This window comes from Devosia sp. Root685 (genome assembly GCF_001427875.1).
Lineage (GTDB): Bacteria > Pseudomonadota > Alphaproteobacteria > Rhizobiales > Devosiaceae > Devosia.
The window spans coordinates 928822-952545 of sequence record NZ_LMHK01000001.1; the positions used below are offsets into that span (position 1 = coordinate 928822).

Genomic DNA, 23724 nt, shown 5'->3' on the forward strand with positions numbered 1-23724 from the left:
GATGAGGGGTCTTTTTTCTTGATGCAGCGCGAGGCAAGGCCCCTCACCCCAACCGAATTCGCAAATGCGAATTCGGTGAGCTGCGCGCCGACCTCTCCACCGAAGGGAGAGGTAAAGGAGCACCATGCCCTACCCCATCGCCTACCAGCTCTACTCCTCCCGCAATTTCCCGCCGCTGTTCGATCAATTCCCTAAGCTCAAAGCCATGGGCTATGATGCCATCGAGCCATGGCTCCCGGCCTACGAAGCGGACCCAAAAGCCTTCCGCCAGGCGCTCGATGATGCCGGCCTAAAATGCTTCGGCTTCCACATGCCGCTCGCCGGCCTCGTCAACGAGCCGCAGCGTTTCATCGACATCGCCCAAACCCTCGGCGCAACCTATCTCATCCCGCCCTATGTCACCGCAGAAGAACGCCAGCCTACCGCCGACTATTGGCGCGGCCTCGGCGAAAAACTCGCGAAAGGCGCCGAGGCCGCGGGAAAACGCGGCCTGACGGTCGCCTGGCACAATCATGACTTCGAGTTTGTTCCTCTTCCCGACGGCACCCGACCCATTGACCACATCTTTGACGCCGGCGGCGATGTGGTAAAATTCGAGATCGACTGCGGCTGGATTGTCCGCGCCCGTGCCGATCCCGCCGCCGAGCTCCGTCGCTTCGCCACCCGCATCGTCGCCATCCAGACCAAGGACACGGCGCCCCTCGGCACGAAGGAGGACGACGGCTGGACCGCCACCGGCGATGGTATCATCGACTGGGCCGCCCTCGTGCCACTCTTCCGCGACACCAAAGCCGACCACATTGTCACCGAACACGACAATCCCAGCGACTGGCAGCGCTTCGCCCGCCGCTCCATCGAACACCTTAAGGGATTGGGCCTATGACCGGCACACCGACGCTCGAAAGCCTTGCCGAGGAGCAGCAGGCCATAGTGCTTCTCCGGTTCGACTATGAAACCGCTTGGCAACTCGGGGCCCTGATGCAAGCTGAAGCCGCTGCCCGGCAGCTCCCCGTCGCCATCGAAGTCACCCACGGGGAGACCGTCGTCTTCTTCAGCCTCTTGCCCGGCGCCACGCCCGACAATCCGGACTGGACGCGCCGCAAGCGCAACGTTGCCCTCCGTTTCCACCAGTCTTCGCTCTACATGCGGCTCCTCTGCGAAAAGCACGATTGGGAGTTCTCCCAGCGCTTCCGCCTTTCGACGGAGGATTACGCGGCGAGCGGTGGTGGTGTACCAATTGCCATCGAGGCGACCGGCGTCGTCGGTTCGGCTTCGGTCAGCGGCCTGCCCGATGTCAAAGACCATGCCCTTGTTGCCAAGGCCTTGCGCCAGATCAGAACCAAACAGGGAGCACAATGATGGAAACCGAACTTCATTGGTCAAAGCCGAAAGGCTTCGTCCCCAATTCCCGCTTTCCTCTCCTCGTTCACCGCGGCGCCGTCCCTGGCGGCGGCGAAGACGCGCTGATCGCCCGCTTCCGCGAAAATGGCTGGCTCAACAACTGGCGCTATCCCGGCGTCTATACCTATGCCCATTTCCATTCGACCACCCATGAATGCCTCGGCTGCGCCGGCGGCTGGATGGATGTCGTGCTTTTCGGCGAAGGCGGCGTGCGCGTCCGCGTCGAAGCCGGTGACGTTATCGTCCTACCCGCCGGCGTCTCCCACATCATGGTCGGCCATTCAGACGACGTCATGATGGTCGGCGGTTATCCCGATGGCCGTGACTGGGACAATATCGAGGAAGCCAGGCTCGACGATGCCAGCTTCCGCGCCGCCGCCAAGCGCATCATGATGCTGCCAATCCCAAGCCGCGATCCCGCGACCGGTAGTCCCATGCAGGAGTGGATCGACGCACCGTCCTCGGTCGATGCCGACCTCAACGACTTCCGCGATAATCTCGACCGCTAAGAGACCAAAGCATGAGCTTCTCCTTCCCGCGCCGCGGCCGCACGCTTTCCACAGGCCAGAAAGCCGTCCTCGAAGTCATCGACCTCTATGGCGATCGCCGCACGGTGTTTACCGCCGACGAAGTGATCGAAGCGCCAAACTGGTCGCCCGATGGTCAATGGCTGGTCTTCAACGCCGGCGGTCAACTTTTCCGGATCAGCCCCGAGGGTGGCACGCCGAAACATATTCCGACCGGCGATCTCAACGACCTCAATAACGACCACGTCCTATCGCCCGATGGATCGACCATCTATGTCAGTTCCGATGATGGTCACCTCTATGCTGTGCCCTTCGAAGGGGGCGAACCGCGCCGCGTTTCCAACCAGCACCCGACGCCCCACCACTATTATCTGCATGGCATCTCGCCCAATGGCGAAATGCTAACCTATGTGGCGGTTGAAGCGCCTCAAGGGCAACAAAAAGTTAACATTTTCATCATTCCTGCAGCCGGTGGACCTGACACACGCCTCACCGATGTGACCGTCCCCAATGACGGCCCGGAATACTCGCCCGACGGCCGTTGGATCTATTTCAACTCCGAACTCTCAGCGAAAAAGCCCGGCCACGCACAGATTTTCCGCATGCAGCCGGACGGAACCGGCGTCGAACAACTCACCTTCGACACCCGCGTCAACTGGTTCCCCCACATCTCCCCCGGCGGCCGGCACGTCGCCTATCTGAGCTACCCAGAAGACACTGTCGGCCACCCTCCCGATAAACACGTCCTCCTCCGCCTGATGACCCTCGATGGCACCGAACAGACTGATCTTGCGGCCTTTTTTGGCGGACAGGGAACGATCAACGTGAATTCCTGGGCCCCCGACAGTCGAAGATTAGCTTTCGTTTCCTACCCACTCGGTCATTAGTTCGACCTCACAAGTGGAGGGTGTTCGCCGGCATAGTGAGGGCGCTCTGACTTCGACCCGTGGCAGGGCGGTGTTTTCAGCCTAGGCCTTACTGGAACGAGCGAGACGTGCGCGCGAGCAGGATGACTGGAAGAATGCCGATAGCGACGATCATCAGCGCCGCTAGTGCAGCATCTTCATAGGTGCCACGCGCGGCTTCGCCATAGAGCAGCGTGGCCAGGCTTTCGAAATTGAGCGGGCGGAGCAGCAGCGTTGCGGGCAGTTCTTTCATGCAGTCGACAAAAACCAATAGGCCCGCAGCGATCACTGCGGAGCGCGAGAGAGGCAGGTGAATACGCAACAGTGTACCGCTGGCCGACTGTCCCATCGTTCGCGACGCGTGATCGTAAGCAAGCGGAATGCGGCTCAGGCCTGCTTCTATGCCCCCGATGGAAATGGCCAGAAAGCGTGCGGCATAGGCGTACACAAGTGCCGCACCCGAGCCGAGGAGAAGGAGACCGCCCGGCAGCCCGGTCCAGGCATGCCAGATGCTGCCTAGAGTACGATCAACTGCGGCAACGGGCACCAGAATGCCGATGGCCAGCACCGTTCCGGGAACCGCATAGCCGAGTGAGGCAAGACGCATGGTGGCGCCAGCCCAGGATGTCGCATAAAGCCGCGCGGCATAAGCAACGGCAAAGCCGATGCAGAGGATCGCAATGGTCGCAATGGCCGAGACGCTGACGGTATTAACCGTGGCCCGAAGCAGTGAGACGGAAAGGCCTGCAAATTCCAGGCGGCGGATCGCAGCCACGATGAGATAAAGCGCAGGACCGGCAAAGCCGATGACGATGGGTGCCGCGCCCAGCGCAAAGGCAACACATGCAGCAGGTCCACGTAATGGTTTGCGCTGCATCTGTCGCGCATTCTGTGCTGTCGAGGCAAAGCGTTGATTGCGGCGCGCCCCCCGCTCCAGCATCAGCAAGGCGAGGACGATGACCAGCATGCCGATGGCGATTTGCGCGGCACCGGCGAGGTCCGTCCGCACGATCCAGGTCGTGTAGATAGTGGCCGTCAGCGTGCGCACACCTAGAAACTGGGACGCTCCGACATCATTGAGCACTTCCATCAGGGCAAGCGACACACCGACCGCTATAGCCGGGCGCGCCAGCGGCAGGGCTACGCGCCAGAAAATACCCGAGCGGGGCACGCCCAGCATCCGCGCTACTTCGGTGACATTGGCGGCCTGGGTCAGGAACATGGCCCGAGCGGTAAGGTAGACATAGGGATAAAGAACAAAGCCGAACACCATAACGGCGCCCCACATGGTCCTTATGTCTGGCAGTCGAAATTGGCGGGGGCTCGAATAGCCCAAGACCCAGCGCAGCACCCCCTGCACCGGTCCGAGCGGATTGAGAATATCGAGATAGGCGTAAGCCATGATGTAGGTTGGCACTGCCAAGGGCAGCAGCAGCGCCCAATCGAGGAAGTGCCGGCCGCGAAAATCATAGGCGGTGACGATCCAGGCCGCGCCAGTGCCGACGAGGGTGGAGATCAGGCCCGCTCCGGCCAATAGGACGAGCGTATTCCAGGTCGCCTGCGGCAGGACGAACTGAATGATATGCCTCCAGAGCCCTCCGGTATCCGCCACAGCCGTGGCGGCAATTGCCAGAATGGGTACGAGCGCGAGAGCCGCCGCGGCAAATGCCACGGCGGCCCAGAGGCTGATGTCGATTTTTGGACGCCTCTTCAGGCGTCCCTGGGCGATATCGGCCATCGTGATTACTTTAACCGCCGGGGTCCCTGGCCTTAGTTTCCAAAGGTGTCGAAGTTGACTTCGTCCACGAGCTCGCTGGCGCGGGCGCGGAAGGGAAGCACTTCAGTCAGCGACTGGCTGTCGGGCTGCAGGGTACCAAATGCCGCGATGATTGGATGCACCTCGGCCGTTGCCGAGACCGGATATTCGAAATTGGCCTCTGCATAGAGCTTCTGAGCGGCGTCAGACACCAGGTATTCGAGCAACTGGATGGCTTCATCGCGATTGGGCGCATGGGCGGCGACGGCAGCGCCGCTGACATTGACCAGAGTGCCGCCCCCTTCGAAAGTGGGCAGGATGACCTTGACCGCATCAGACCAGGCCTTCTGCTCGTCACCGCCCGCACCGCTGGCCATCAGGCCAAAGTAGTAGGAATTGGCGACGGCAATGTCGCAGACACCAGCCGCGATGTCGCGTGCGCCGTCACGATCGCCACCGGCGGCAGCACGGGCCTGATTGGCCTTGATCCCCTCGAGCCAGGTCTTGGTGGCTTCCTCGCCATGCTTGGCGAGATAGGCTGCGAACATGGCCGTGTTGTACGGATGCTGGCCAGAGCGGATGCAAAGTTTGCCACGGAACGCTTCGTCGTCGAGCTGTTCGTAGGTGATGCTGTCGAGATCGAGTTCTTTTGCGGCATAAACGACGCGGGCGCGGCCCGACAGTGCAAACCAGTTGCCATCAACATCGCGCAAGGATGCGGGAATTGCGCCCTCGAGAACTTCGGACTTGACCGGCTGGGTGACACCAGCATTCACGAGATCAATCAGCGCACCGAAATCCACGGCCATCAGCAGATCGGCGGGCGAGCTTTCGCCCTCGGCCTTTACGCGCTCAATCAGGCCACTTTCAAGAAACACCGTGTTTACGGCGACGCCGGTCTCGGCAGTAAAGGCATCGAGAATCGGCTGAATGAGGCCAGGTTCCCGCGTCGTGTAGATATTGACCTCCTGGGCCAATGCCGGAACGGCGGCAGCCAATACAATAGTGCTCACGAGGCAAAGGGGCTTGAAGCGGGTGCGCATGTTCGATCTCCCAAAGTGACATGATCGGGACACACGGAAATTCCGTATCATCCCCTCCTGAGGGAGCTAAGGCCATAGCGGACACAAGAAGTCAAGTTATTCTGACCCACCTTAGAATAGATCTAAACTATTGATCGCGCTCGACAATCAGGACCCCTTCGGGTCTTCAGGAAAAATCATGATCTCGTCCGCATTTACGGCGACGAACACATCGTCGCCTTGCCGCACATCGTGCCGCCCCGTCCCGCGCATGATCAGTGGATCGTCAATACCTTCCACAGAGATGATCAATTCTTCGATCTCTCCGAGTATCGAGCGATGCACGATGCGCGCTGCGACGCCGGTTGAGGCGAGGCGGATGGATTGAGGCCTCACCAGCACTTTGGGTACCCCGCTCATTGCCGGCGCTGCAAACAGCCCCAGCGGAGTATCCAGCACATTGTCCAAGAGCCGGGCTGGGATGGTGTTCATCCTGGAAAAGAAGTTCGCCGTGTAAACGGACCAGGGCGCGTCATAGATGCGCTCCCCCGAACCAACTTCCACCAACCGCCCCTTTTGCATAAGGGCCACCATGTCGCCAATCGCCAGAGCTTCTTCGGGATCGTGTGTCACCACGACGGCCGTCATTCCAAGATCGCGGACGATGGAAAGCGTTTCCTGTCGCACCTTGTCCCGCAAGCCGCGATCCAGATTGGAGAAAGGTTCGTCCATCAGCAAAAGACGCGGTTGAGGCGCAAGGGCGCGAGCAAGCGCCACGCGCTGCTGTTCGCCGCCTGAAAGCATGTGCGGATACCGATCGGCCAGGGCCTCGATACCGATCCGACCCAGAATGTCGCCGACGCGCTGCAGACGTTCGCTACGCGGCAGTCGATCAAGGCCAAAGGCGATATTGGCGCGCACGGTGAGGTGCGGGAAGAGCGCATAATCCTGGAACATAAAGCCAATGCGGCGATGTTCGGGCTCAACGAATATGCCCCCGCCGGAGACCGGCGTACCACCCACGGTTATCGTGCCGTGGTCAATCGTCTCAATGCCGGCAACAGCACGGAGAAGAGTGGATTTTCCGCAACCCGAATGGCCGACAAGGCAGAGTACCTGCCCGGTCCCCAATTCGAGGGAAACATCGTCGAGTGCGGCAATGTACCCGAACTGGCGCGTGACACCGGAAAGGACAAGCATGGAATGGGCCGAATTCATGCCCTGCTAGTGGCGGCGCACTATGCAACTTGTCAAGTGGAGCAGGCTTGATCGTGCCCTTTGAGAAAAGCACAGTTGTGCGGAAGCGCTATCGCCTAACTTGAACGGCTGGCGGCCCATTGACACCCATAGTCCAAAAAAACGTGCAAACGCTCCGCGACAGGTGCGCGGCCCATATCGGTCGTTCAGACCGCGTCGCCAATTTCCTAAAAGCAGTCGGTCCGCAAAAATCGACGCCATGGCGATAACGGGGTGGTTTGCGGACTGGCAGCTTTTAGGAGAAAAGGCATTACAGCGGAAATGGCGTGTTTACTTCTGCTGTGCGGCCCACCGCAGGATGTCAGTTGCAAACATCGCGCCTAAAACGCGTGCTACGTTTTTGCCGTCGCGGAACATCATCATCGTTGGAATGCCCCAGATAACCAGACGGGCATCGTGGTCGGCGGTGATGTCATAGACGCCGGGGATTGGATCGCTGTCGGAGTAATGCTGGCGGGTGTGGGGATTGTTCAGGTATCAACGCGCGAATTTCGTGATCGACCTGCAGCTAATCTCGGAACTTGAAATGGCCAGCGGAATATCTTGGGCGATACCTTCGGGTGAATATCTACATTGAGCCTGCAAGGGTTCGAGACGGGGCAGTAAGACCCCGCCTCCCTTTCAGGGCGTTTCAGGAGACCAATGCCCAATCGCTGCCAACTGCGATGGCCCCGCCAGCGCGCTGGCGAAGATCATAGGCTGACCGTACGGCGTCCTCCTTGATCTTCGCGACATCAAGGCCAATAAGCACGCCACCACGCTTCATGATCCGGCCATCAGCGATAACGGTATCGACATTGGCGGCGCGCGCCGTACGACCGATCATGCCTTCGACGTTTCCGTAGGGAACCATGTTGAGATCGTCGGCCCGCACCAAGACGATATCGGCGCGCTTGCCAACCGTCAGAGATCCCGTGATGCCATCGAGACCCAGTGCTTTAGCGCCGTTGATCGTACCCATTTTGATAACGTCGGGGAAATTGACAGGCTGCAGCCCCTCAGTGTCGGTCCCATTGTAAGGGATGCCCATGTACCAAGCCGTCGACATGGATTCGAACATGTCGATAGGCGCGAGTGCGTTGGCGTCGAACGAGAGCGAAACGTTCACGCCATCGTTGAACATGTGGACCAATTGCTGCGCCTGGTAGCCGCCATTGCCCAATCGGAACTCAGAATGCACCGAGTAGCTAAGCGAAGCACCGGTCTCCCGCATGGCAGCCCGATCCTCGGGCCTGGCATGCACAAAGTGCACGATCAGGGTTTTGGGGCCGAGGTAGCCCCAGTCTTTCATGGGAACGACACCATAGCTGTAGCGCCCCTGCCCGGCATGCATGGCGACAAGCAGATCGCGCTCAAATGCCCAGTCCATTTCCTGACGGAAAAGAGATTCCGACAATGTGGCTGGACCGCGGGAATTGATGCCGAACGTGGTCAGGTTGTCGAGCGGTGAGCTGGCGCCGAACCACTCATCGTGAACCTTCCCTGCCAATTCCAGATCGATCAATTGTTCCTTGTCCAGACCATCCTTGTGGCCAAAGCTGAACAGAGCACGCATGCCAGCATCGCGATGTGCGCGCAGTTCCGCGTCGACCGTATCCGCCGACATCACGTGGTGGCAGTAGTTGTGCAGGGTCGTAATCCCGGCATTCAGACTCTCCGCCATCGCCAACATGTCGCTGGCGTAAAAGTCGGCAGGCGTCATGTGCGGCACGAATGCACCCTTGACGCCGAAATACTCGAAACCCGGTGCCAACAGGTTACGCATGATGCTGGTCCAGATGTGGAAATGGGTGTCGATCATCCCGGGCATGACGATCATTTTGGAGGCGTCGATTACCTCTGCAGACGGCGCTTCGATATCGGCGCCTATGGCGACGATGACGCCATCTTTCACATGAATATCTGCTCCCTCGATGTTACCCAAAGCATCGTCGACGGTGACGACCGAGCCTCTCTTGATGAGGTATTCGCCACGATCTGGAAGGGCCGAAGAGGTGCCCGCTTCCTGTGCACGTACATTCGACGGTTTCAAAATCGCAGGCGCAGCCAAGCCGATCAGACCTGCCCCTGCGACGCCGCCGGCGCCGAGTAGCAAGGAGCGGCGTGAAAGCCTGGGTTGGATCGGCTCTCCGCAGCAGTCGCAGGGTTCGTTGTTGGTATGCACGGTCATATTCACTCCTCTTGAGTTCGCGCCCATACGTTGCCGATGCGCTCGAACTCAAGAATGCTCATATTCTCATGTCTGATTTTCACCCCGTGCATGCCATAGAAGTGAACACCTACGTAGACCCAATAACAGATTGATATTACGCGATTAGTTTTGTCCTTTGATCAAAATTTGGCCAACATATGGGCAGATAATAATCATCCTACGTCATATCTTTTAGCGTACAAGATGCCTGCGATGCTTAGTGCGTGTCGAAAACTCGTTGGCATTCAGCAACTGCTTGGCGGGTTGCCGCACGTTCATCGTCCGTGGGGGATGTCGGATCCACGGCAGTCGGGAGCGCTCCGAATCTCATAAGGCACGCCATGAGTACAAGTCGTGCTTTGGTCGCTGTGAGATTAGAGCCTGCCAGAACGTACGGCGAATGGTCGGTGAAACCTTCGGGTGCCCCCCTCCCTACCCTGACGACGGGAATGCCGGAAAAGATGGCTCGCTGAATCAGTGTCTCGACCGTGCGTGAAGGCTGATGCCCGTACGGAACCAGGCCCTCGGCAACGAACCCAGACAAGCGCCCCAGAGCGAGCTTATGCTCTATGCGTGCCAAGATGTCAGTGCGCTCATCCGGAAGCGTATCGAATGCTTCTTCGGAATAGCCAGGTTCCTTGATTATGGACACCGAAGGGATCGCGGCCTCCGAGAGCTTTGCTGGGCCTTCCAGAATGACCACCGGGATACGGGTGAGGCGGCCATCGTGTCCTCGCACAACCGCCTCGACGCTCGCCGGCATCTTGCTGAGACTAACTTCAGAAGTCGCCGTGTGCCGGTAGGCCGGCACGTACGGAATCCATACTTTGCCCTTGTGTGTCACCTGTCCGAGAATCCCCCCATGCCCCCCAGTTGCTCGATACCCACCGGGGCGCGCGTCAACCTTGGTGACCTCACGTGCCGCGAATATCTGTTGTTCCTGCAGGAGGACCGTGCCGCAGCGGTTGTGCCCATCTTCATTCTGCCAGGCATCCGAGGTGAGGTAGGCAACGCTGTCGACGATATTCTTGGGGCCGTCGGCACCGATTTCACCCTGAGCCCGCTGCGCCGCACAGCCGCAAATGGGGAGGTTGGTGTCGATGAGGAGGTTGAACCAATAGAGGGTCTCCTCGATCTGTGGACTGCCTTGGGTCCACAATAGGCCATCGTATTGGCCGCTGTCGGCAATGGCCTGTACCCGGTTGGTGATCTGAGCCAACGAAGTTCGAGGTGGGGAAACGCTCAGGTGGTAGGGGCGGTAAGCGAAAAAGTCCCTGCCTCTTTTCTCGTGATCAATGTCGCCTTCGCTTATGTCACTCCGATCCTGCTGCGGCAGGCCCTGGGTGTAGCCGGCAGGCGGAAGCACGCGATGAAAGTCCACATCGGCCAATTCAGAAATCAGGCCAGCTGTTCCGCTGTCGTTGATCCCGATGCGGTCGATCTCGTCGAAGCTCCTTGCCCCGTTCGGAAAGAAGGACTGGCGGGCTTTGTCCGCCGGTGCTCCGGGGAAGGCACCATCATCCTCCCACGCAGTGCCATCGGCTTGCGTCGCCATGTAGGGCAATGGGTAGAGGCCGTCGGCGGGATCGAGCGCAATCTCATATACCGGCCGAGCAGTTTCATCCGTTGGCGCAGTGGCGAAGGTGCCATCGGCATGGATATATCCATGCGGGGGACCGTAGAGATGGGCAGCGTCGGACTCCAGCGGATGCGCTGAGTGCTGTTCAACATAAACCTTGGCGGGCGCCGCGAGCCGCTGCGGGCGCAAGGCGTCGTACTTCAGAGGCTTGCCGTCACGTCCAAGGCGCAACGCCAGGCCGAGCCGATCGCGTTCCTTGTTTGACGTGACCAGAGGCGGCGAATTCTGCACCGTGGCAGTGGGCCCTGCCATGTGGGCAATACGTTTGCGACCGTGCTCTGTCATCTTCAAGTCTCGCTATTTCTTCAATTCTGCTACGGGCCGGGGGACGCAGAACCGCGCCCCCCATACTCGACTTATCGTTTAGACGGCGGGTACATCGGTCGTCGTCGGGGCATAGTCGCCGCCAGCACGCTTGCGAATGTTATAGAGCGACTCGATCGCGTCTTGACGGACCTGATCCACATCCATCGAGACCACCTTGCCCCTCCACTTAACGAGGACGCCGTCGACGATGACGGTATCGACATTTTGGCGCATTGCCGAATGAACGATCATCCGGTCCAGCAATTCGGAGCCGGGCCCCATGTTGAGGGAGTTGGCGTCGAGCAGAACAATGTCCGCCTTCTTGCCTGGCGTAAGTGTCCCCGCCTCCTCCGCAAGCCCCAATGCCCTCAGACCATTACGCGTCCCCATCTCGAGACACTGAGCCGCGGTGATGGAAGCCAGCTTTTCCGAGGGCTTTTCGAATTCGGGGGCTATCAGCGCGAAAGCCAGGCGCATCTGCTCGAACATCGAGGTGGGATTGAGCGACGTGGCATCGCAGGAGAGGGTCAGATTGCCGCCACCGTGGAGGAGAAGCAGGGCCTGCTCTCGCACAAACCCACCTCGCAGGTTCCTGAACTCGCTGCCGAACGAAATGGACACCGACGCCCCCTTCTCGATGATCAGCTCCCGGTCTCTCTCCGTCAGCAGAACGCCGTGCACGAAGATGTTGCGCTCGTTGAGTACACCGCCTTCATCCATCTGGGCTGGCGACGTGATGAACGCCGGTGACTGGCCAGAGTGAACGACAATCGGCAGCCCCATTTCGAAGGCCATCTTGTAGTCGTCGATCCGACGGTCAACGTCCATCGGCGCCGGCACTGCTCGGCCGGCGAGTCCGAGCGACATTCGACCAGTTCCATCACGACCGGCGTGACTGAAGAACTCCTGGTGAATGCGGCGGAAATCATCATGATCCAACGTCTGATCTAGTGGCGTGGGATCGAAGCCGCCATAGGCGTATTGGCCGCGGAGGCCGCTTTCGAGCATGGCCCGGATTTCGCCGTCAGCATGCTCTGGAGAACGCACGTTGTGAGCGTAATTCAGGACTGTCGTAATGCCGGCGTCTGTTGCTTCAGCCAGTGCGAGCCGGGTGGCGACGTAGTAGTCCTCGGCCGTGTGATGCGGACCAAGCTCGTTCTTCAGCGTGGAGTAGCCATGATCAGGTGTGATCAGGTTTTTGAACAGCGAGTTCCACATATGCCAGTGGGTATCTGCCATCCCCGGCATGGCGATCTTGCCGGTGCCATCGATGCGCGTTGCACCCGGAGCCTCGACCGTCTCACCAATGGCGACAATTTTGCCGTCACGGACGTGGATAGCCCCCTTCTGAAGAAGGCCAACAGTGTCGTCCACGCTGACAACACCGACATTCTCGATCACGAACTCCCCACTTGGTGCCGGGACCTCGTCAGCCGCAGGGATGACGCTCTCCGCCGCCACCGGCGCCGCGACTGCGGCACCGACAAGGCCCAACAGACCACCTTTCAGAAGCGAGCGGCGCCTTAAAACTGAAGTGATGTCCTTGCCTGTATTCTCGTCGCATCCGTCGCACATATGGATCTCCTTCCCACGTTGGATGTTGAATTCCGCTCCCCTTCCGACATGGCGGAGGCATGCCCAGCGCCTATTGATCCGACGTCTGATTAAATGGAAGAAAGTGACCCCGCCGAAACTGCGTTCCGGCGGGGTGTCTCAGGCCGAAGCCGTCTGTCTGCGTCGTTTGAACGCGCCCCAGACCGCCCAAGCCACCAGAGCCAGAACGATCACCATGATGGTGCCGCTGATTGGCCGCTCGAACAGGATGGCGACGTTGCCCCGCGACTGGATCATGGCACGCTGGAAGTGCTCTTCCATTAGCGGTCCCAGCACGAAGCCCAGAATGAGCGGCGCCAGTGAGAATCCGAGAATGCGAGCCACGTAGCCAAACAGACCGAAGGCAACGACAAGGACGACATCGAACGGGCTATTGTTGATGCTGTAAACGCCGATGCAGATGAACATCGAGATAGCGGGGAACAGGAACTTGTAAGGAACCCGGAGAATAGACACCCACAAGCTGATCAGCGGAATATTGAGAATGAGGAGGATCAGGTTGCCGATCCAGAAGCTCATCACCAAACCCCAGAACATATCGGGACGTTCCGCCATGAGGCTTGGACCAGGCGTGATCCCATGCATGATCAGCACGCCCAGGAGCAAAGCCATCATTGCGCTACCAGGGATGCCCAATGTCAGCGTCGGGATGAAGGCAGTCTGGTCCGAAGCATTGTTGGCGGACTCTGGAGCCACCACGCCCTCAATCGCGCCGTTTCCGAACTCGCCAGGGTTTTTGCTGATCTTGCGCTCAACGGCATAGGACATGAAGGCGGAAACCGTGGGGCCCACGCCGGGCAGAATACCGAAGAACGCGCCAATGCCAGTTCCGCGAAGCATGGCGCCAATCGAACGCCGCCAGTCCTCCCGTGTTGGAATCATCGATCGGAGCGTTACGTGCTGGACCTCGCCAGGCTTTACCGCCCTGATCGAAACGATCAGTTCGGAAAGACCAAATACGCCCATTGCCACGGCGACCAGACTGATACCGTCGGAGAGCTGGATCAGGCCAAAGGTATAACGCGGCATCCCGGAATAGAGGTCGAGCCCTACCGATCCCAAGAACAGGCCCATGCAGACCATGGCGATGCCTTTTACAGCGGATCCCTCCGACACCGCCGTTGCCGCGATCAGCCCGAGGGCCATGAGTGCGAAATATTCCGCCGAACTGAACTGCAGCGCTACACTCACGATAAGAGGCGAGGCCACCATCATCAGGATGATGCCGACGCTCCCGGCAAAGAACGAACCGATCGTTGCCATGAACAGCGCAACGCCGGCCCTGCCCTGCTTGGCCATGGGGTAGCCATCAAGACACACGACAGCCGAAGAGGGTGTGCCTGGAACATTGAGCAGGATCGATGCGGTTGAGCCACCATAGGCACTGCCGTAAAACAGACCAGCCAGCATGATGAGGCCGGTGGTCGGCTCCAAGTAGAAGGTGAGCGGGAACAGCATCGACATCGTCGCGAGCGTGCCGATGCCGGGCAGTACGCCGACCACCATTCCGAGAAAGACGCCGACGAAGCAGTAAAAGAGGTTTGTGGGCGTAACAGCGGAACTGAGTCCGATCTGCACGTTGCCCAAGAGATCGCCAAGAATGTCCATCAGAACGGCCACTTCGCGTAGGGGACAGGCATATTGAGGCCGATCTTGAAGATCAGGACCGCGATAGCCACCAAGCTGACGGCGAGCACCAGTTTGGCCTTCCAGCCAAGTTTGGTGTCCCCGGCAGCAGTAATGAGGACCAGACCGACGATAGCCGGGACCAGCCCGAAGTGCTGTATGAGTATCGAGAAGGCGATACCGCCTCCCAAAACGGCTATGGCAGGACGCACTTCAAATACTGGCATGACGCCCGGGCGGCGGAGCGCGGGAACGCCGATGGCGATCCCACAAAGTACGATCAGCGCGCCAATCGCGACCGGGAAAAAGCCCGGCCCCATGCTCACCAGAGTTCCCAGCGGATAATGGACTATTCCGTAGATCACCACGAACAATCCGAATGACGCCAGGAGTCCTCCTCCAATCAGATCGCGGTGATCCCGCACCTGTGACATTTAACCCTCCAAATTCTGGGATCAATTGCCCCTCGACACGATCCCGTGAGAGATTTTTAATGTGACGTCTGATTAAATGTCAACGCGTTTTAGGTCTCCCGTTGAGGCGTTGTCACCATATTTTCTGCCAGCAAAACACCACATGCGTGCGTCATCCCGATTGACACAATAGTCAGATGTCATCTTATATGCGCGAAACAGCTCCTAATGGAGCCAGGGATGAGGAACAATGACCAAACCGCGTATCATCGTTGGAATTTCCGGAGCATCGGGCGCTATTTACGGCAAGCGGTGCTTGGAAATTCTGCGCGATGCGGGTGTCGAATCGCATCTGGTGATTTCAAAGAGCGGTGTGCTGACCATTGAACAGGAGTTGGGATGCTCGGCCAACGAGATTAAAGCCCTCGCCGACGTCGTGCACGCTCCAGGCAATATCGGGGCGAGTTGTTCGAGCGGGTCGTTCAAAACACTGGGCATGATTGTCGCGCCTTGCTCAATGCGGAGCCTCGCGGAGATCGCCACTGGGGTAACGTCCAGTCTCTTGACCAGGGCCGCCGAAGTGACGCTCAAGGAACGGCGTCGTCTAGTGCTACTGGCCCGCGAGACGCCGCTCACACTAACCCACCTGAGAAATATGCAAAGTGTGACCGAGATGGGGGGCATCGTGATGCCCCCGGTGCCCGCACTTTATGCTCACCCGAAGTCCATCGACGAGATGGTCGACCACACCGTTGGCCGAGCGTTGGATCTCTTCGACCTTGATGTCGGACTGGTTCGTCGCTGGAACGGTCTGACCACCCCTTAACGCTTGGGCGCAGCAGGCAAATGCCTGCCGCGTCTTCTTTATACCAGATAATCAGACGTATGATTTTTAACGCACGGAGAAAACAATGAGGGTTATTATTGCCGGCGCCGGCATTGCTGGCCTGACCCTTGCCTGTAGGCTGGCCCAGGATGGCATTATTCCAGAGGTCTATGACGCAGCGCCACGTCTTGATCCAATCGGGCTCGGCGTCAATATTCTCCCGCATGCGGGTAAGGCGCTGCAGCAGATTGGCGTCTTCGACGCCATGGCAAAGCGCAGCGTGCAAACCTATGAGGCGACCTTTTTTAATCGCTTTGGCCAACATATTTATTCCGAGCCGGCTGGACTGAGGGCCGGATACGACCTGCCGCAATACTCAGTCCACCGTGCTGACCTGCACGAACCTCTTCTTGAGCGCTTCGAGGCTCTAGCGGGTCCCGGGCGCCTCAAGCTTGGCCATCGCTGCGTCGGCTTCGAACAGACGTCAGACAGCGTCACCGCATTTTTTGAAGATACGATCAGTGGCGACATGTTGCCCGCTGTCACGGGCGATATCCTGATTAGCGGCGAAGGTATTCATTCGCGCATCCGGAAACAGTTGCGCCCCCAGGAAGGTGATCCGGTCTACTCGGGGGTGAACATGTGGCGTGGAGCCACTGTCCACAAGCCCTTCCTCCAGGGTGCAAACATGACCCGCGTGGGTTGGCTGGCAACCGGAAAGCTTGTTCTCTACCCCATCCGGAACGATGTCGACGGGCAGGGCAATCAGCTGATCAACTGGGTGGTCGAATTGGAGACGCCACACTACAAGCCCAAGCGCGATTGGAACAAGGAAGGCGATATCAACGACTTCATTGCGCATTTCGAAGACATGAAGTTCGATTGGCTTGATATTCCGTCCATGCTGCGCAGTACCGAACGCATTCTGGAATACCCTATGGTCGACCAGGATCCCCTGCCGTTCTGGACCGCGGGCCGCGTGACGCTGATGGGCGATGCCGCGCATCCAATGTATCCTCGTGGTTCCAATGGTGCCTGTCAGGCGATCGTTGACGGCATCAGTCTTGGCAATGCGCTTCTGTCTGAGAGTGACCCGCTCGACGCACTCAAGAAATATGAGGCTGAGCGTCTGCCGGTGACGACACAGGTGGTTCTGAGCAATCGGAAAGTCCCACCGGACATCATCTTGCAGGAGGTTTACCGTCGAACCGGGGATAAGCCGTTTGAGAGCATCGACTCGGTCATTTCTCCCGAGGAATTGGCGGCTCTTTCCAACAATTATAAGCAGATCGCGGGTTACTCGCGCGAACAGATTTCGGCAAGCTGAAGCGCGACAAGAAAGCATGACCATGACCAAGCAAATTCGGCACGACACGCCTTACCGCGACCTTCGGGAGTTTCTTCAGCGCATTGACAGTCTTGGGGAGCTCAAGCGCATTTCCGGCGCCACCTGGGACCTGGAGATGGGTTGCATCGCGGAGCTCATCTATCACAACGACCAGGAGAACCCTCCGGCCATCCTTTTTGACGATATTCCAGGATATGAGGGATTTCGTTGTGTCAGCGGTCTGACCAATTCCAGTCAGCGTCTTGCAGTAACCCTGGGGTTTCCGCTTTCAACCAAGCCACTCGATATCGTGCAATCGTATCGCGATCGCATGAAGCAGCACGAGCCCATTCCGCCGCGGGTCGTGCCGAAAGAGGACGCACCGATCTTTGAGAATGTGTTGTCGGGTGACGACATCGACATCCTGAAGTTCCCGGTACCCAAGCTCCACGAACTCGACGGCGGCCGCTATGTCGGAACCGACGACCTGGTGATCATGAAGGATCCCGACGGCGGGTGGATCAATATCGGCACGTATCGCTCCATGGTCCATGATGCCAAATCCGTTGGTCTGTGGACCTCTCCCGGCAAACAGGGACGCCAGATCAGGGACAAGTATTTTGCCAAGAATGAGCCCTGCCCAGTCTTGATCTGCGTTGGCCACGACCCTCTGCTGTTTCTGGCTTCAGGTAACGAGATCGCTTATGGCTTGTCGGAATACGACTATGCCGGCGGTCATCGCGGAATTCCCTTTGACGTCGTCGAGAGCGAGGTTCACGGCCTGCCCATGCCGGCCTTCGCCGAAATCGTCATCGAGGGCGAAATCCACCCTGGTGATGTGCTTATGGAAGGCCCCTTCGGCGAATTCACTGGGTACTATGCCTCAAATCCTAGTCCCCAGCCGGTCGTTCGCATTCAGCGCATCTACCATCGCGATAATCCGATCATGACGATGGCATCACCCATGCAACCACCTTCCGATTTCAGCTTTTCCAAGTGCGTGACCAAGTCAGGTATGATCTGGGATGAAATCGAACGGGCCGGTCTTTCCGGGGTGAAGGGTGTCTGGTGCCATGAAGCTGGCGGCGCCAGAATGTTCAACGTGGTGTCGCTGAAGCAGGCTTATCCCGGGCATGCAAGGCAAGCCCTACATCTGGCGGCAAGTTGCCAGTCTGGCTCCTATATGGGGCGGTTCGTCGTTGTCGTTGATGAAGACGTGGACCCCACCAACACCTTTGACGTCCTCTGGGCCATCAGTACCCGTTGCGATCCCGGTGTCGATATTGAGTTCATTCGCCGCGCATGGTCAGGCCCGCTCGATCCGATGCTCAATGCCGATGGCACCAATTCCCGGGCGCTGATTGACGCGTGTCGACCATTCGAACGCCTGAAGACCTTCCCATTGGTTGCGAGGGCGTCAGACGCACTGCGTGAAGAGATCGCGGCCAAGTTCAAGGATCAGTTGCACTGAGCGGCGCGGTAAAACAATCTGATGAGACGCTATGGGCATTTGCAATGGCACTCTATGCCAGCGCCGGCATGCAGGAGCGTCTCATCCAATGGCAGGACGAAGCAGGCGCCGACGTCTGCATTGTCCTCGCCTTGCTCTATGCCCAGCAAAATGGAATTGCCGTCGACGACAAGACGATCGCAGAACTTGAAGCCCTGGTCTCGCCATGGCGAGTGTCGGTCGTTCAGCCGCTGCGGGAAGTTCGGCGCTACCTCAAGCCCGCTGGCTTAGACAGCGCCGAAATTGAAGCCTTGAGATCGAACATCAAAATGTCCGAACTGGCCGCAGAACAGCACGAACTCCGCCTTCTCGCCGGCGCACTCTCGGCGCTCCCAGCCGACCTCCACCGTACGGAGCCGCCGCTGCCCGTCTACGCAAAGCATTTGGGCGCCGGGATTCCGCGCTGGCCAGAACTGACGTCCGCAATGAAAAACCTCGATCGCGCGGGTATCGTTAAGCCGGCTGAGGAACCGTAGAGAAGCGGGCTTCATGCCGATTGATCAGCTTGTCGAGGGTGGACATTAGCCACTGGCGGTCGTCATCGGGCAACGAGGAGAGAAGAGCATTCATCACCCGAGCGGCCGACGATGCTGCGGCCTGGAAGAGGTCGCGTCCTTCCGGCGTAATCACCAATGTCCGGCGCCGCTTGTCAGCGGTGTCCACTGACTTGCTGATCAAGCCCCTCTCCACAAGAAGCCTGACAACGAGTGCAACGGTCGAGCGGTCGACGGCGATCAGGCGCGCCATGGTAATCTGGTCCACCGGTCCGCACTGGCGGACAACGTGGAGCAACCCGTATTGGGTGGGCGTAAGCTGCTGATCCCTGCACTCTTCGACGAAGAGCGCTTCGGACTTCTGGTGAAGGCGGCGGATCAAGATGCCGGGGCGCTGCAGGAGGGCCGAAATCTTGGCCTGGTAGACCAACATCTGCTCGCCAGAAATGTCGTCGTCTATCGACTTGCCCAACAGGCTGAGGAAGCGCTTCTGGTCCTTTCGCGACAGACTGTCGAGGAGCCTCTCTATGGATCTTTGCGCCGGGGCTTGGAGCTTCTCGATGAGCTCCCTGCCTTGCGTGGTTATCGCAAGAACGCGTCGACGCCGATCGGCGGGGTCGAAGCCGCGGTTAATCAGCCCCCTACTCTCCAGCAGTTCGATCACCAATCCTGCGGTTGACCGATCGAGGCCAATCAATCTGGCAACAGTGATCTGATCCAGATCGTCTATGGCGCTGAGTGTGTACAAAACGCCGAACTGAGTAGTAGTGATAGAGAATTCGACGCAAGCTTCATTGAAGATTGACTCCGAAATCTGCCTCAAACGACGGACCTTGAACCCTGGCCGACTATATAGAGCCTGCAGGCGACCTTGCAGCTCTTTATAAATGTCCTCTTCCGACAGGTCAGCCATAGACGACAAGTTCCTCCACGCCACGGCGCCACATTAGGAATTCAGGCCCGCGATGCAATTAAATTCGTCAGTGTTCCTATTTTTTCAATGGTGACGACTACGGTTTCTCCGCCCTGCAGAAACTCTCGCTTTGCAGCGCCGACACCGGCCGGTGTGCCCGTCAGGAGAAGGTCACCTGGTCGCAAGGTGAGATTTCGCGAGAGGTGAACGATCTGCTCGGCAATCGAGAAGGTCATTTCGGACGTCGAGGAGTTCTGCTTGGTGGTCCCGTCGATCTGGAGCCTAATTGCGAGCGACTGCGGATCAGCCACGTCCTTGGCAAGCGTGATGGCCGGCCCTAAGGGGAGCGAGCCGTCAAATGACTTGTGAGACAGCCAGTCGAACTTGAAAGGTGAACCATCAGGGGCGTTCCGTCGGGACAAGTCTCTTGCCGAGAGATCATTCGCGATCGTGTAGCCCAGGACGTGCTCGAGTGCGTTTTTCATTGTCGCATTGCGGCAGCTCTTGCCAATGACCACAACGAGCTCTGCCTCCCAGTCCACCTCTTGGGATTCACTGGGCAGATGGATCGTTGCCCCTGGGTGCGTGATGCTCTGGGCGGCCTTTATGAAATGCCAGGGTTGCTCACCCAAAGTGTGCGGATCCGCCGGCGGCGGCCGGTTGTGCAGAGCCGCCATTTCAGCCGAGTGGTCCCGGTAGTTTGCGCCCGCACAGAAAACAGTGCCATGTCCCGAAACGGGAGCCCTCAACGAAACGTCAGCAAGCGGTATTCCATCTTCAAGCTTCAGGCTGAAAAGCCGGCCCTCGACCATCGGCCAGTCATCAAGGACGCCCTGCATCGTTGAGAGTTTGTCATCTGCAAGAATGGAGGCAAGGTCGAAAACGTGGTCCTCGAACAGAAGCCCAGTCCGGTTGGTGTTTTTTTGGCGGTAGACGACAAGTTGCATGCTGACGGCCTTAAGTGACAATTGTTGGGTCGAGCACGACTTTGCCGAGAGTACCGGGCTCGCCGGCAAGTTCGTGCGCCGCTGCCGCCTGCTCCAAAGGGAAGGTGGCGGCGATCAAGACATCAAATCCGCCGGTCGCCGCCAGCTTGAAGCTCTCGGCGACGTCGGCAGGGCCTGTAGCCGTAGAACCCATTATGGTGATCTGGTTGAGATAGAGATGGGCGATATCCAACGGGACAACGCCGCCGCCATGGCTTCCAACACTGACCAGGCGCCCTCCCCGGCCAATGCTTGCGAACGCCTTGTGAAAAAGTTCGGGCTCACCGATATTCTCGCAGACTACATCAACCCCGCGGCCGTCGGTGATCTCCTTCACCCGCGCTGTTAGATCCTCGCGCCTGTAGTTAACTCCAAACTCGCCACCCAGAGCCATCGCCGCAGCGACACGATCGTCACCACCAGCAGCAACAATCACTCTTGCACCGAGATGCCTGGCAACCTGAACGCTGGCGCTGCCGAGCGCACCGGCCGCCCCCATCACCAATACCCACTCTCCAGGCTGAACGCTCGCTTTTCCCCTCAGCATATGGAAAGCTTGAGGCGCATGGCGCATGACAATGCTTGAAGTCACGAATGGAAGCCCATCGGGCACAGTGTGGGCGCTATCCGCTGGTGCGCGAACATATTCGGCATATCCGCCCCAGCAATCCACACCCAGCATGATGATCTTGCCATTGGGAGCGCGTCCAACCCGCGAAGACAAGGCGACTCTGTCGCCCAATCGGACATTTCCGACATCCGGCGCGACGTCGACAACAATACCTGCTGGATCTACACCCAGGACATGCGGAAGTGGCGGCTGTCGCACATATGATCCTGAGCGAACAGCCAGATCGAGGGTCCGATTGACAGTGACGGAATGAACTTCGACCAGAATTTCGCCTGACCGCAGGACAGGAACAGGCACTGTTCGTGAGCGGAGTACCTCAGGCCCTCCGGTCTCCTCAAGCAATGCCGCCCGCATAGTTTTGGGAACAGAACCAATCATTGGTGGCGCTGCTTCTTGAAATCTTCGGTCGGAGGGACGCCCCAGCTCATCGACTCCGACTGCAGCCACACGCGCGGCCGCTGCGGAAAATCCTGATGCCATGGCCGGGGCACATAGTGACCAAGTGCCTCATCCTGCATTTGGTCCAGTTCGCAGTAATACTCGATGATATGGTCGTCGGCGTCGCGATGGTAGGCGAACATGTTGTGGCCAACGCTGTGGCGGCCGGGTCCCCAAATAATCTTGCCACCGTTTTGACCCACGAGATCGCAGGCACGACGGAGGTGTCCTGCATCCTGCAATTCGAAGGCGATATGATGCATCCGGGACGAGCGCCCCTGGATGAAATTGGCCGTATGGTGGTCTGCGTTGCATCGCATGAAGACAAAGTAGTCCTCGATCCAGTCGGATTCCCGGAAGCCGAGCACAGTCCTGTAGAATTCCACCACCTTGGCGATGTCAGTCACGATGAAGGCTATATGGCCGAACTTCAGCGGTGAAATGCCAACCTGTTTGCGAGCATCAACCAGTCGTTCCCACCCTTTGAACAGAACGATCTCTGTGCCCTTTGGATCACGAAAGGCGAGGACTTCCTGCGCTGTGGGCAAGGAATCCGAGCGCGCTTCGCTGGCGATACCGTGAGCCTGGAGAGCCTTGGCGACTTCGGCAAAATTCACGTCCGACGAAACCTCGAACGATAGAGCCTTGCAGTCGGCGATGTCACTCTCCTGCATCTCAATCGCCAATTGACCCGCCCTGCTGGCCAGGTAGGCCTTGCCACGTTCGCGAGCGACGACGTTGAATCCGACAAGATCGGTGTAATACGCCAGCTGGCGCTCCAGGTCTGGCGTGTGCAGGAGGGCATGGCCAAGTCGGCGAGCCTGCACAATGCAAGTCCAAGGGTACGCGTTCTCCAGCAGCTTCTTCTCGATCACTTCCTAAACTCCAAGACGAACCTCCCCTGGGATTTCCCCAGGGGAGCAGTGGCAAACTTATTCTGTGACCTTGATACCAGCGTCGACGACGACCTTACCCCAACGCTCGCGTTCCACGGCCAGGTAGTCGACCATGTCCTGGGCGCTGCCACCGACGGGGTGCATGCCCAGATTGCTGAAGCGTTCAGCGACGGCCGGCAGGGCGATCGCTTCGTTGATTGCGCCATTGATGAACGAGACGAGCTCGTCCGGTGTACCCGGAGGCGCCGTGACAGCATTCCAGGTGTCCGAGACAAAGCCTTCGTAGCCGAGTTCAATGAGCGTCTGCACTTCGGGCAGCTCCGCCAACCGCTCCGCGGAGCTTACGGCGAGGATCTTGCCGGTGCCATCATGATGAAGGCGCAGCGCGGATTCGAGCTGCATGAACATCATGTCCACGTGTCCCGCCACAATGTCGGTGACGGCCGGAGCGGTGCCACGATATGGCACATGAACCAGCTCGATGCCGGCCATGCTCTGGAGCAGCTCAGCGCCGAGATGCGGCGTCGTTCCGATACCCTGCGAAGCGTAGGAGATAGTGTCGGGCGCAGCCTTGGCCTTCTCGACAAAGGCCTCCATCGTATCGAGACCAAGCTTGTTCGAGACCACGATCGTGTTGGGAATCGTGTTGAGAATGGCGACTGGTACGATGGTGTCAGGATCGAAGGTGAGGCTGTCATAGATCAGCCGGTTGATGGTCAGCGGGGCGGGTCCTGAAACCATGATCGTGTAGCCATCCGGATTGGCGCGCGCCAGAGCGTCGGCCCCGACATTGCCGCCTCCACCCTGACGGTTCTCGACAACGACGGGTTGCCCCCACTTCTTGTGCAGTTCCTCTGCAACGAGCCGGGCAGCGACGTCGATCCCGCCACCGGCTGGTGCTGCGACAATGATGTTTACCGGTTTTGTCGGGTAATCCTGAGCCAGGGCTGGCGAGGCTGCGATCGACAATACGGTGGCAACGGCAAGCAACAATTTGGTCCGCATGGACTCCTCCCCTAAAAGGTAGCATCACCATATCAAGGCGA

Annotated in this window: 21 protein-coding genes; 8 read left to right on the forward strand and 13 right to left on the reverse strand. The window is 58.8% G+C overall.

All coding sequences use genetic code 11. From position 1 onward, the window contains the following. The first annotated feature begins 124 nt into the window (after window positions 1-124). Genes ASD83_RS04540 through ASD83_RS04555 form a run of 4 tightly spaced genes read left to right on the forward strand, consistent with a single transcriptional unit; the run spans window position 125 to window position 2815 of the window. Window positions 125-883 carry a sugar phosphate isomerase/epimerase family protein gene (locus ASD83_RS04540; RefSeq protein ID WP_056308351.1) on the forward strand — a complete coding sequence of 253 codons (759 nt, stop codon included), beginning with the start codon at window positions 125-127 and terminating at the stop codon, window positions 881-883. Next, window positions 880-1359, forward strand: a complete 480-nt coding sequence (locus tag ASD83_RS04545; protein ID WP_056308353.1) for a heme-degrading domain-containing protein — start codon at window positions 880-882, stop codon at window positions 1357-1359. Before ASD83_RS04540 ends, ASD83_RS04545 begins: the two co-directional genes overlap by 4 nt. After that, window positions 1359-1910 (forward strand): cupin domain-containing protein, encoded by a 552-nt coding sequence (locus ASD83_RS04550; protein ID WP_056308354.1) that lies wholly within the window; start codon window positions 1359-1361, stop codon window positions 1908-1910. Before ASD83_RS04545 ends, ASD83_RS04550 begins: the two co-directional genes overlap by 1 nt. Window positions 1911-1921: 11 nt before the next feature. After that, entirely contained in the window at window positions 1922-2815 is an 894-nt protein-coding gene (locus ASD83_RS04555; RefSeq protein WP_056308357.1) for a TolB family protein, read from the forward strand. Between the two features lie 88 nt (window positions 2816-2903). Here the strand turns inward: ASD83_RS04555 and ASD83_RS04560 are convergent, their stop codons facing one another. The 8 genes from ASD83_RS04560 to ASD83_RS04595 form a co-directional block, all read right to left on the reverse strand. Next, a complete protein-coding gene (locus ASD83_RS04560) occupies window positions 2904-4571 on the reverse strand; it encodes an ABC transporter permease (protein WP_082560946.1) in 1668 nt (555 codons plus the stop codon). A 32-nt stretch (window positions 4572-4603) separates the two neighbouring features. Next, on the reverse strand, window positions 4604-5632 hold the full coding sequence (locus ASD83_RS04565; RefSeq protein ID WP_056308360.1) for an extracellular solute-binding protein: 1029 nt from the start codon (window positions 5630-5632) through the stop codon (window positions 4604-4606). A 147-nt stretch (window positions 5633-5779) separates the two neighbouring features. Further along, entirely contained in the window at window positions 5780-6811 is a 1032-nt protein-coding gene (locus tag ASD83_RS04570; protein WP_244489096.1) for an ABC transporter ATP-binding protein, read from the reverse strand. A gap of 688 nt (window positions 6812-7499) precedes the next feature. After that, on the reverse strand, window positions 7500-9038 hold the full coding sequence (locus tag ASD83_RS04575) for an amidohydrolase family protein (RefSeq protein WP_162249120.1): 1539 nt from the start codon (window positions 9036-9038) through the stop codon (window positions 7500-7502). Between the two features lie 238 nt (window positions 9039-9276). Next, window positions 9277-10983 carry an asparaginase domain-containing protein gene (locus ASD83_RS04580; protein WP_056308366.1) on the reverse strand — a complete coding sequence of 569 codons (1707 nt, stop codon included), beginning with the start codon at window positions 10981-10983 and terminating at the stop codon, window positions 9277-9279. A 78-nt stretch (window positions 10984-11061) separates the two neighbouring features. Next, complete coding sequence (locus ASD83_RS04585; protein ID WP_056308368.1) at window positions 11062-12579, reverse strand: amidohydrolase family protein; 1518 nt, start codon at window positions 12577-12579, stop codon at window positions 11062-11064. A 138-nt stretch (window positions 12580-12717) separates the two neighbouring features. Next, window positions 12718-14226, reverse strand: a complete 1509-nt coding sequence (locus tag ASD83_RS04590; protein ID WP_056308370.1) for a tripartite tricarboxylate transporter permease — start codon at window positions 14224-14226, stop codon at window positions 12718-12720. Further along, window positions 14226-14678, reverse strand: coding sequence for a tripartite tricarboxylate transporter TctB family protein (locus tag ASD83_RS04595; RefSeq protein ID WP_056308373.1), 453 nt, complete (start codon window positions 14676-14678; stop codon window positions 14226-14228). Before ASD83_RS04595 ends, ASD83_RS04590 begins: the two co-directional genes overlap by 1 nt. Before the next feature lie 229 nt (window positions 14679-14907). Between ASD83_RS04595 and ASD83_RS04600 the strand changes: the two genes are divergently transcribed. The 4 genes from ASD83_RS04600 (at window position 14908) to ASD83_RS04615 (ending at window position 18796) form a co-directional block, all read left to right on the forward strand. After that, the gene (locus ASD83_RS04600; RefSeq protein WP_056308374.1) at window positions 14908-15483 is read left to right on the forward strand and encodes a UbiX family flavin prenyltransferase; all 576 of its coding nucleotides are present in this window, start codon (window positions 14908-14910) and stop codon (window positions 15481-15483) included. An 85-nt stretch (window positions 15484-15568) separates the two neighbouring features. Then, entirely contained in the window at window positions 15569-16810 is a 1242-nt protein-coding gene (locus ASD83_RS04605; RefSeq protein ID WP_056308376.1) for a flavin-dependent oxidoreductase, read from the forward strand. 22 nt (window positions 16811-16832) lie between these two features. Then, window positions 16833-18281: a UbiD family decarboxylase gene (locus tag ASD83_RS04610; RefSeq protein WP_162249121.1), complete on the forward strand. Its 1449-nt coding sequence runs from the start codon at window positions 16833-16835 to the stop codon at window positions 18279-18281. Continuing rightward, window positions 18278-18796 carry a TIGR02444 family protein gene (locus ASD83_RS04615; protein WP_274532573.1) on the forward strand — a complete coding sequence of 173 codons (519 nt, stop codon included), beginning with the start codon at window positions 18278-18280 and terminating at the stop codon, window positions 18794-18796. The genes ASD83_RS04610 and ASD83_RS04615 overlap by 4 nt, the downstream gene beginning before the upstream one ends. Here the strand turns inward: ASD83_RS04615 and ASD83_RS04620 are convergent. Genes ASD83_RS04620 through ASD83_RS04640 form a run of 5 tightly spaced genes read right to left on the reverse strand, consistent with a single transcriptional unit; the run spans window position 18774 to window position 23683 of the window. Then, on the reverse strand, window positions 18774-19727 hold the full coding sequence (locus ASD83_RS04620) for a MarR family winged helix-turn-helix transcriptional regulator (protein WP_056308382.1): 954 nt from the start codon (window positions 19725-19727) through the stop codon (window positions 18774-18776). The genes ASD83_RS04615 and ASD83_RS04620 overlap by 23 nt on opposite strands. A gap of 41 nt (window positions 19728-19768) precedes the next feature. Continuing rightward, a complete protein-coding gene (locus tag ASD83_RS04625; protein ID WP_056308385.1) occupies window positions 19769-20674 on the reverse strand; it encodes a fumarylacetoacetate hydrolase family protein in 906 nt (301 codons plus the stop codon). A gap of 10 nt (window positions 20675-20684) precedes the next feature. Further along, on the reverse strand, window positions 20685-21824 hold the full coding sequence (locus ASD83_RS20585; protein ID WP_082560948.1) for a quinone oxidoreductase family protein: 1140 nt from the start codon (window positions 21822-21824) through the stop codon (window positions 20685-20687). Continuing rightward, window positions 21719-22657: a VOC family protein gene (locus ASD83_RS04635; RefSeq protein ID WP_056308389.1), complete on the reverse strand. Its 939-nt coding sequence runs from the start codon at window positions 22655-22657 to the stop codon at window positions 21719-21721. The genes ASD83_RS20585 and ASD83_RS04635 overlap by 106 nt, the downstream gene beginning before the upstream one ends. Window positions 22658-22714: 57 nt before the next feature. Further along, entirely contained in the window at window positions 22715-23683 is a 969-nt protein-coding gene (locus ASD83_RS04640; protein WP_056308391.1) for a Bug family tripartite tricarboxylate transporter substrate binding protein, read from the reverse strand. Between the last annotated feature and the right edge of the window lie 41 nt (window positions 23684-23724).

Coding starts and splice junctions, on each gene's coding strand:
- ASD83_RS04540 (WP_056308351.1), top strand. CDS start 125: ATGCCCTACCCCATCGCCTACCAGCTCTACTCCTCCCGCAATTTCCCG.
- ASD83_RS04545 (WP_056308353.1), top strand. CDS start 880: ATGACCGGCACACCGACGCTCGAAAGCCTTGCCGAGGAGCAGCAGGCC.
- ASD83_RS04550 (WP_056308354.1), top strand. CDS start 1,359: ATGGAAACCGAACTTCATTGGTCAAAGCCGAAAGGCTTCGTCCCCAAT.
- ASD83_RS04555 (WP_056308357.1), top strand. CDS start 1,922: ATGAGCTTCTCCTTCCCGCGCCGCGGCCGCACGCTTTCCACAGGCCAG.
- ASD83_RS04560 (WP_082560946.1), bottom strand. CDS start 4,571: ATGGCCGATATCGCCCAGGGACGCCTGAAGAGGCGTCCAAAAATCGAC.
- ASD83_RS04565 (WP_056308360.1), bottom strand. CDS start 5,632: ATGCGCACCCGCTTCAAGCCCCTTTGCCTCGTGAGCACTATTGTATTG.
- ASD83_RS04570 (WP_244489096.1), bottom strand. CDS start 6,811: ATGCTTGTCCTTTCCGGTGTCACGCGCCAGTTCGGGTACATTGCCGCA.
- ASD83_RS04575 (WP_162249120.1), bottom strand. CDS start 9,038: ATGACCGTGCATACCAACAACGAACCCTGCGACTGCTGCGGAGAGCCG.
- ASD83_RS04580 (WP_056308366.1), bottom strand. CDS start 10,983: ATGACAGAGCACGGTCGCAAACGTATTGCCCACATGGCAGGGCCCACT.
- ASD83_RS04585 (WP_056308368.1), bottom strand. CDS start 12,579: ATGTGCGACGGATGCGACGAGAATACAGGCAAGGACATCACTTCAGTT.
- ASD83_RS04590 (WP_056308370.1), bottom strand. CDS start 14,226: ATGGACATTCTTGGCGATCTCTTGGGCAACGTGCAGATCGGACTCAGT.
- ASD83_RS04595 (WP_056308373.1), bottom strand. CDS start 14,678: ATGTCACAGGTGCGGGATCACCGCGATCTGATTGGAGGAGGACTCCTG.
- ASD83_RS04600 (WP_056308374.1), top strand. CDS start 14,908: ATGACCAAACCGCGTATCATCGTTGGAATTTCCGGAGCATCGGGCGCT.
- ASD83_RS04605 (WP_056308376.1), top strand. CDS start 15,569: ATGAGGGTTATTATTGCCGGCGCCGGCATTGCTGGCCTGACCCTTGCC.
- ASD83_RS04610 (WP_162249121.1), top strand. CDS start 16,833: ATGACCAAGCAAATTCGGCACGACACGCCTTACCGCGACCTTCGGGAG.
- ASD83_RS04620 (WP_056308382.1), bottom strand. CDS start 19,727: ATGGCTGACCTGTCGGAAGAGGACATTTATAAAGAGCTGCAAGGTCGC.
- ASD83_RS04625 (WP_056308385.1), bottom strand. CDS start 20,674: ATGCAACTTGTCGTCTACCGCCAAAAAAACACCAACCGGACTGGGCTT.
- ASD83_RS20585 (WP_082560948.1), bottom strand. CDS start 21,824: ATGGCATCAGGATTTTCCGCAGCGGCCGCGCGTGTGGCTGCAGTCGGA.
- ASD83_RS04640 (WP_056308391.1), bottom strand. CDS start 23,683: ATGCGGACCAAATTGTTGCTTGCCGTTGCCACCGTATTGTCGATCGCA.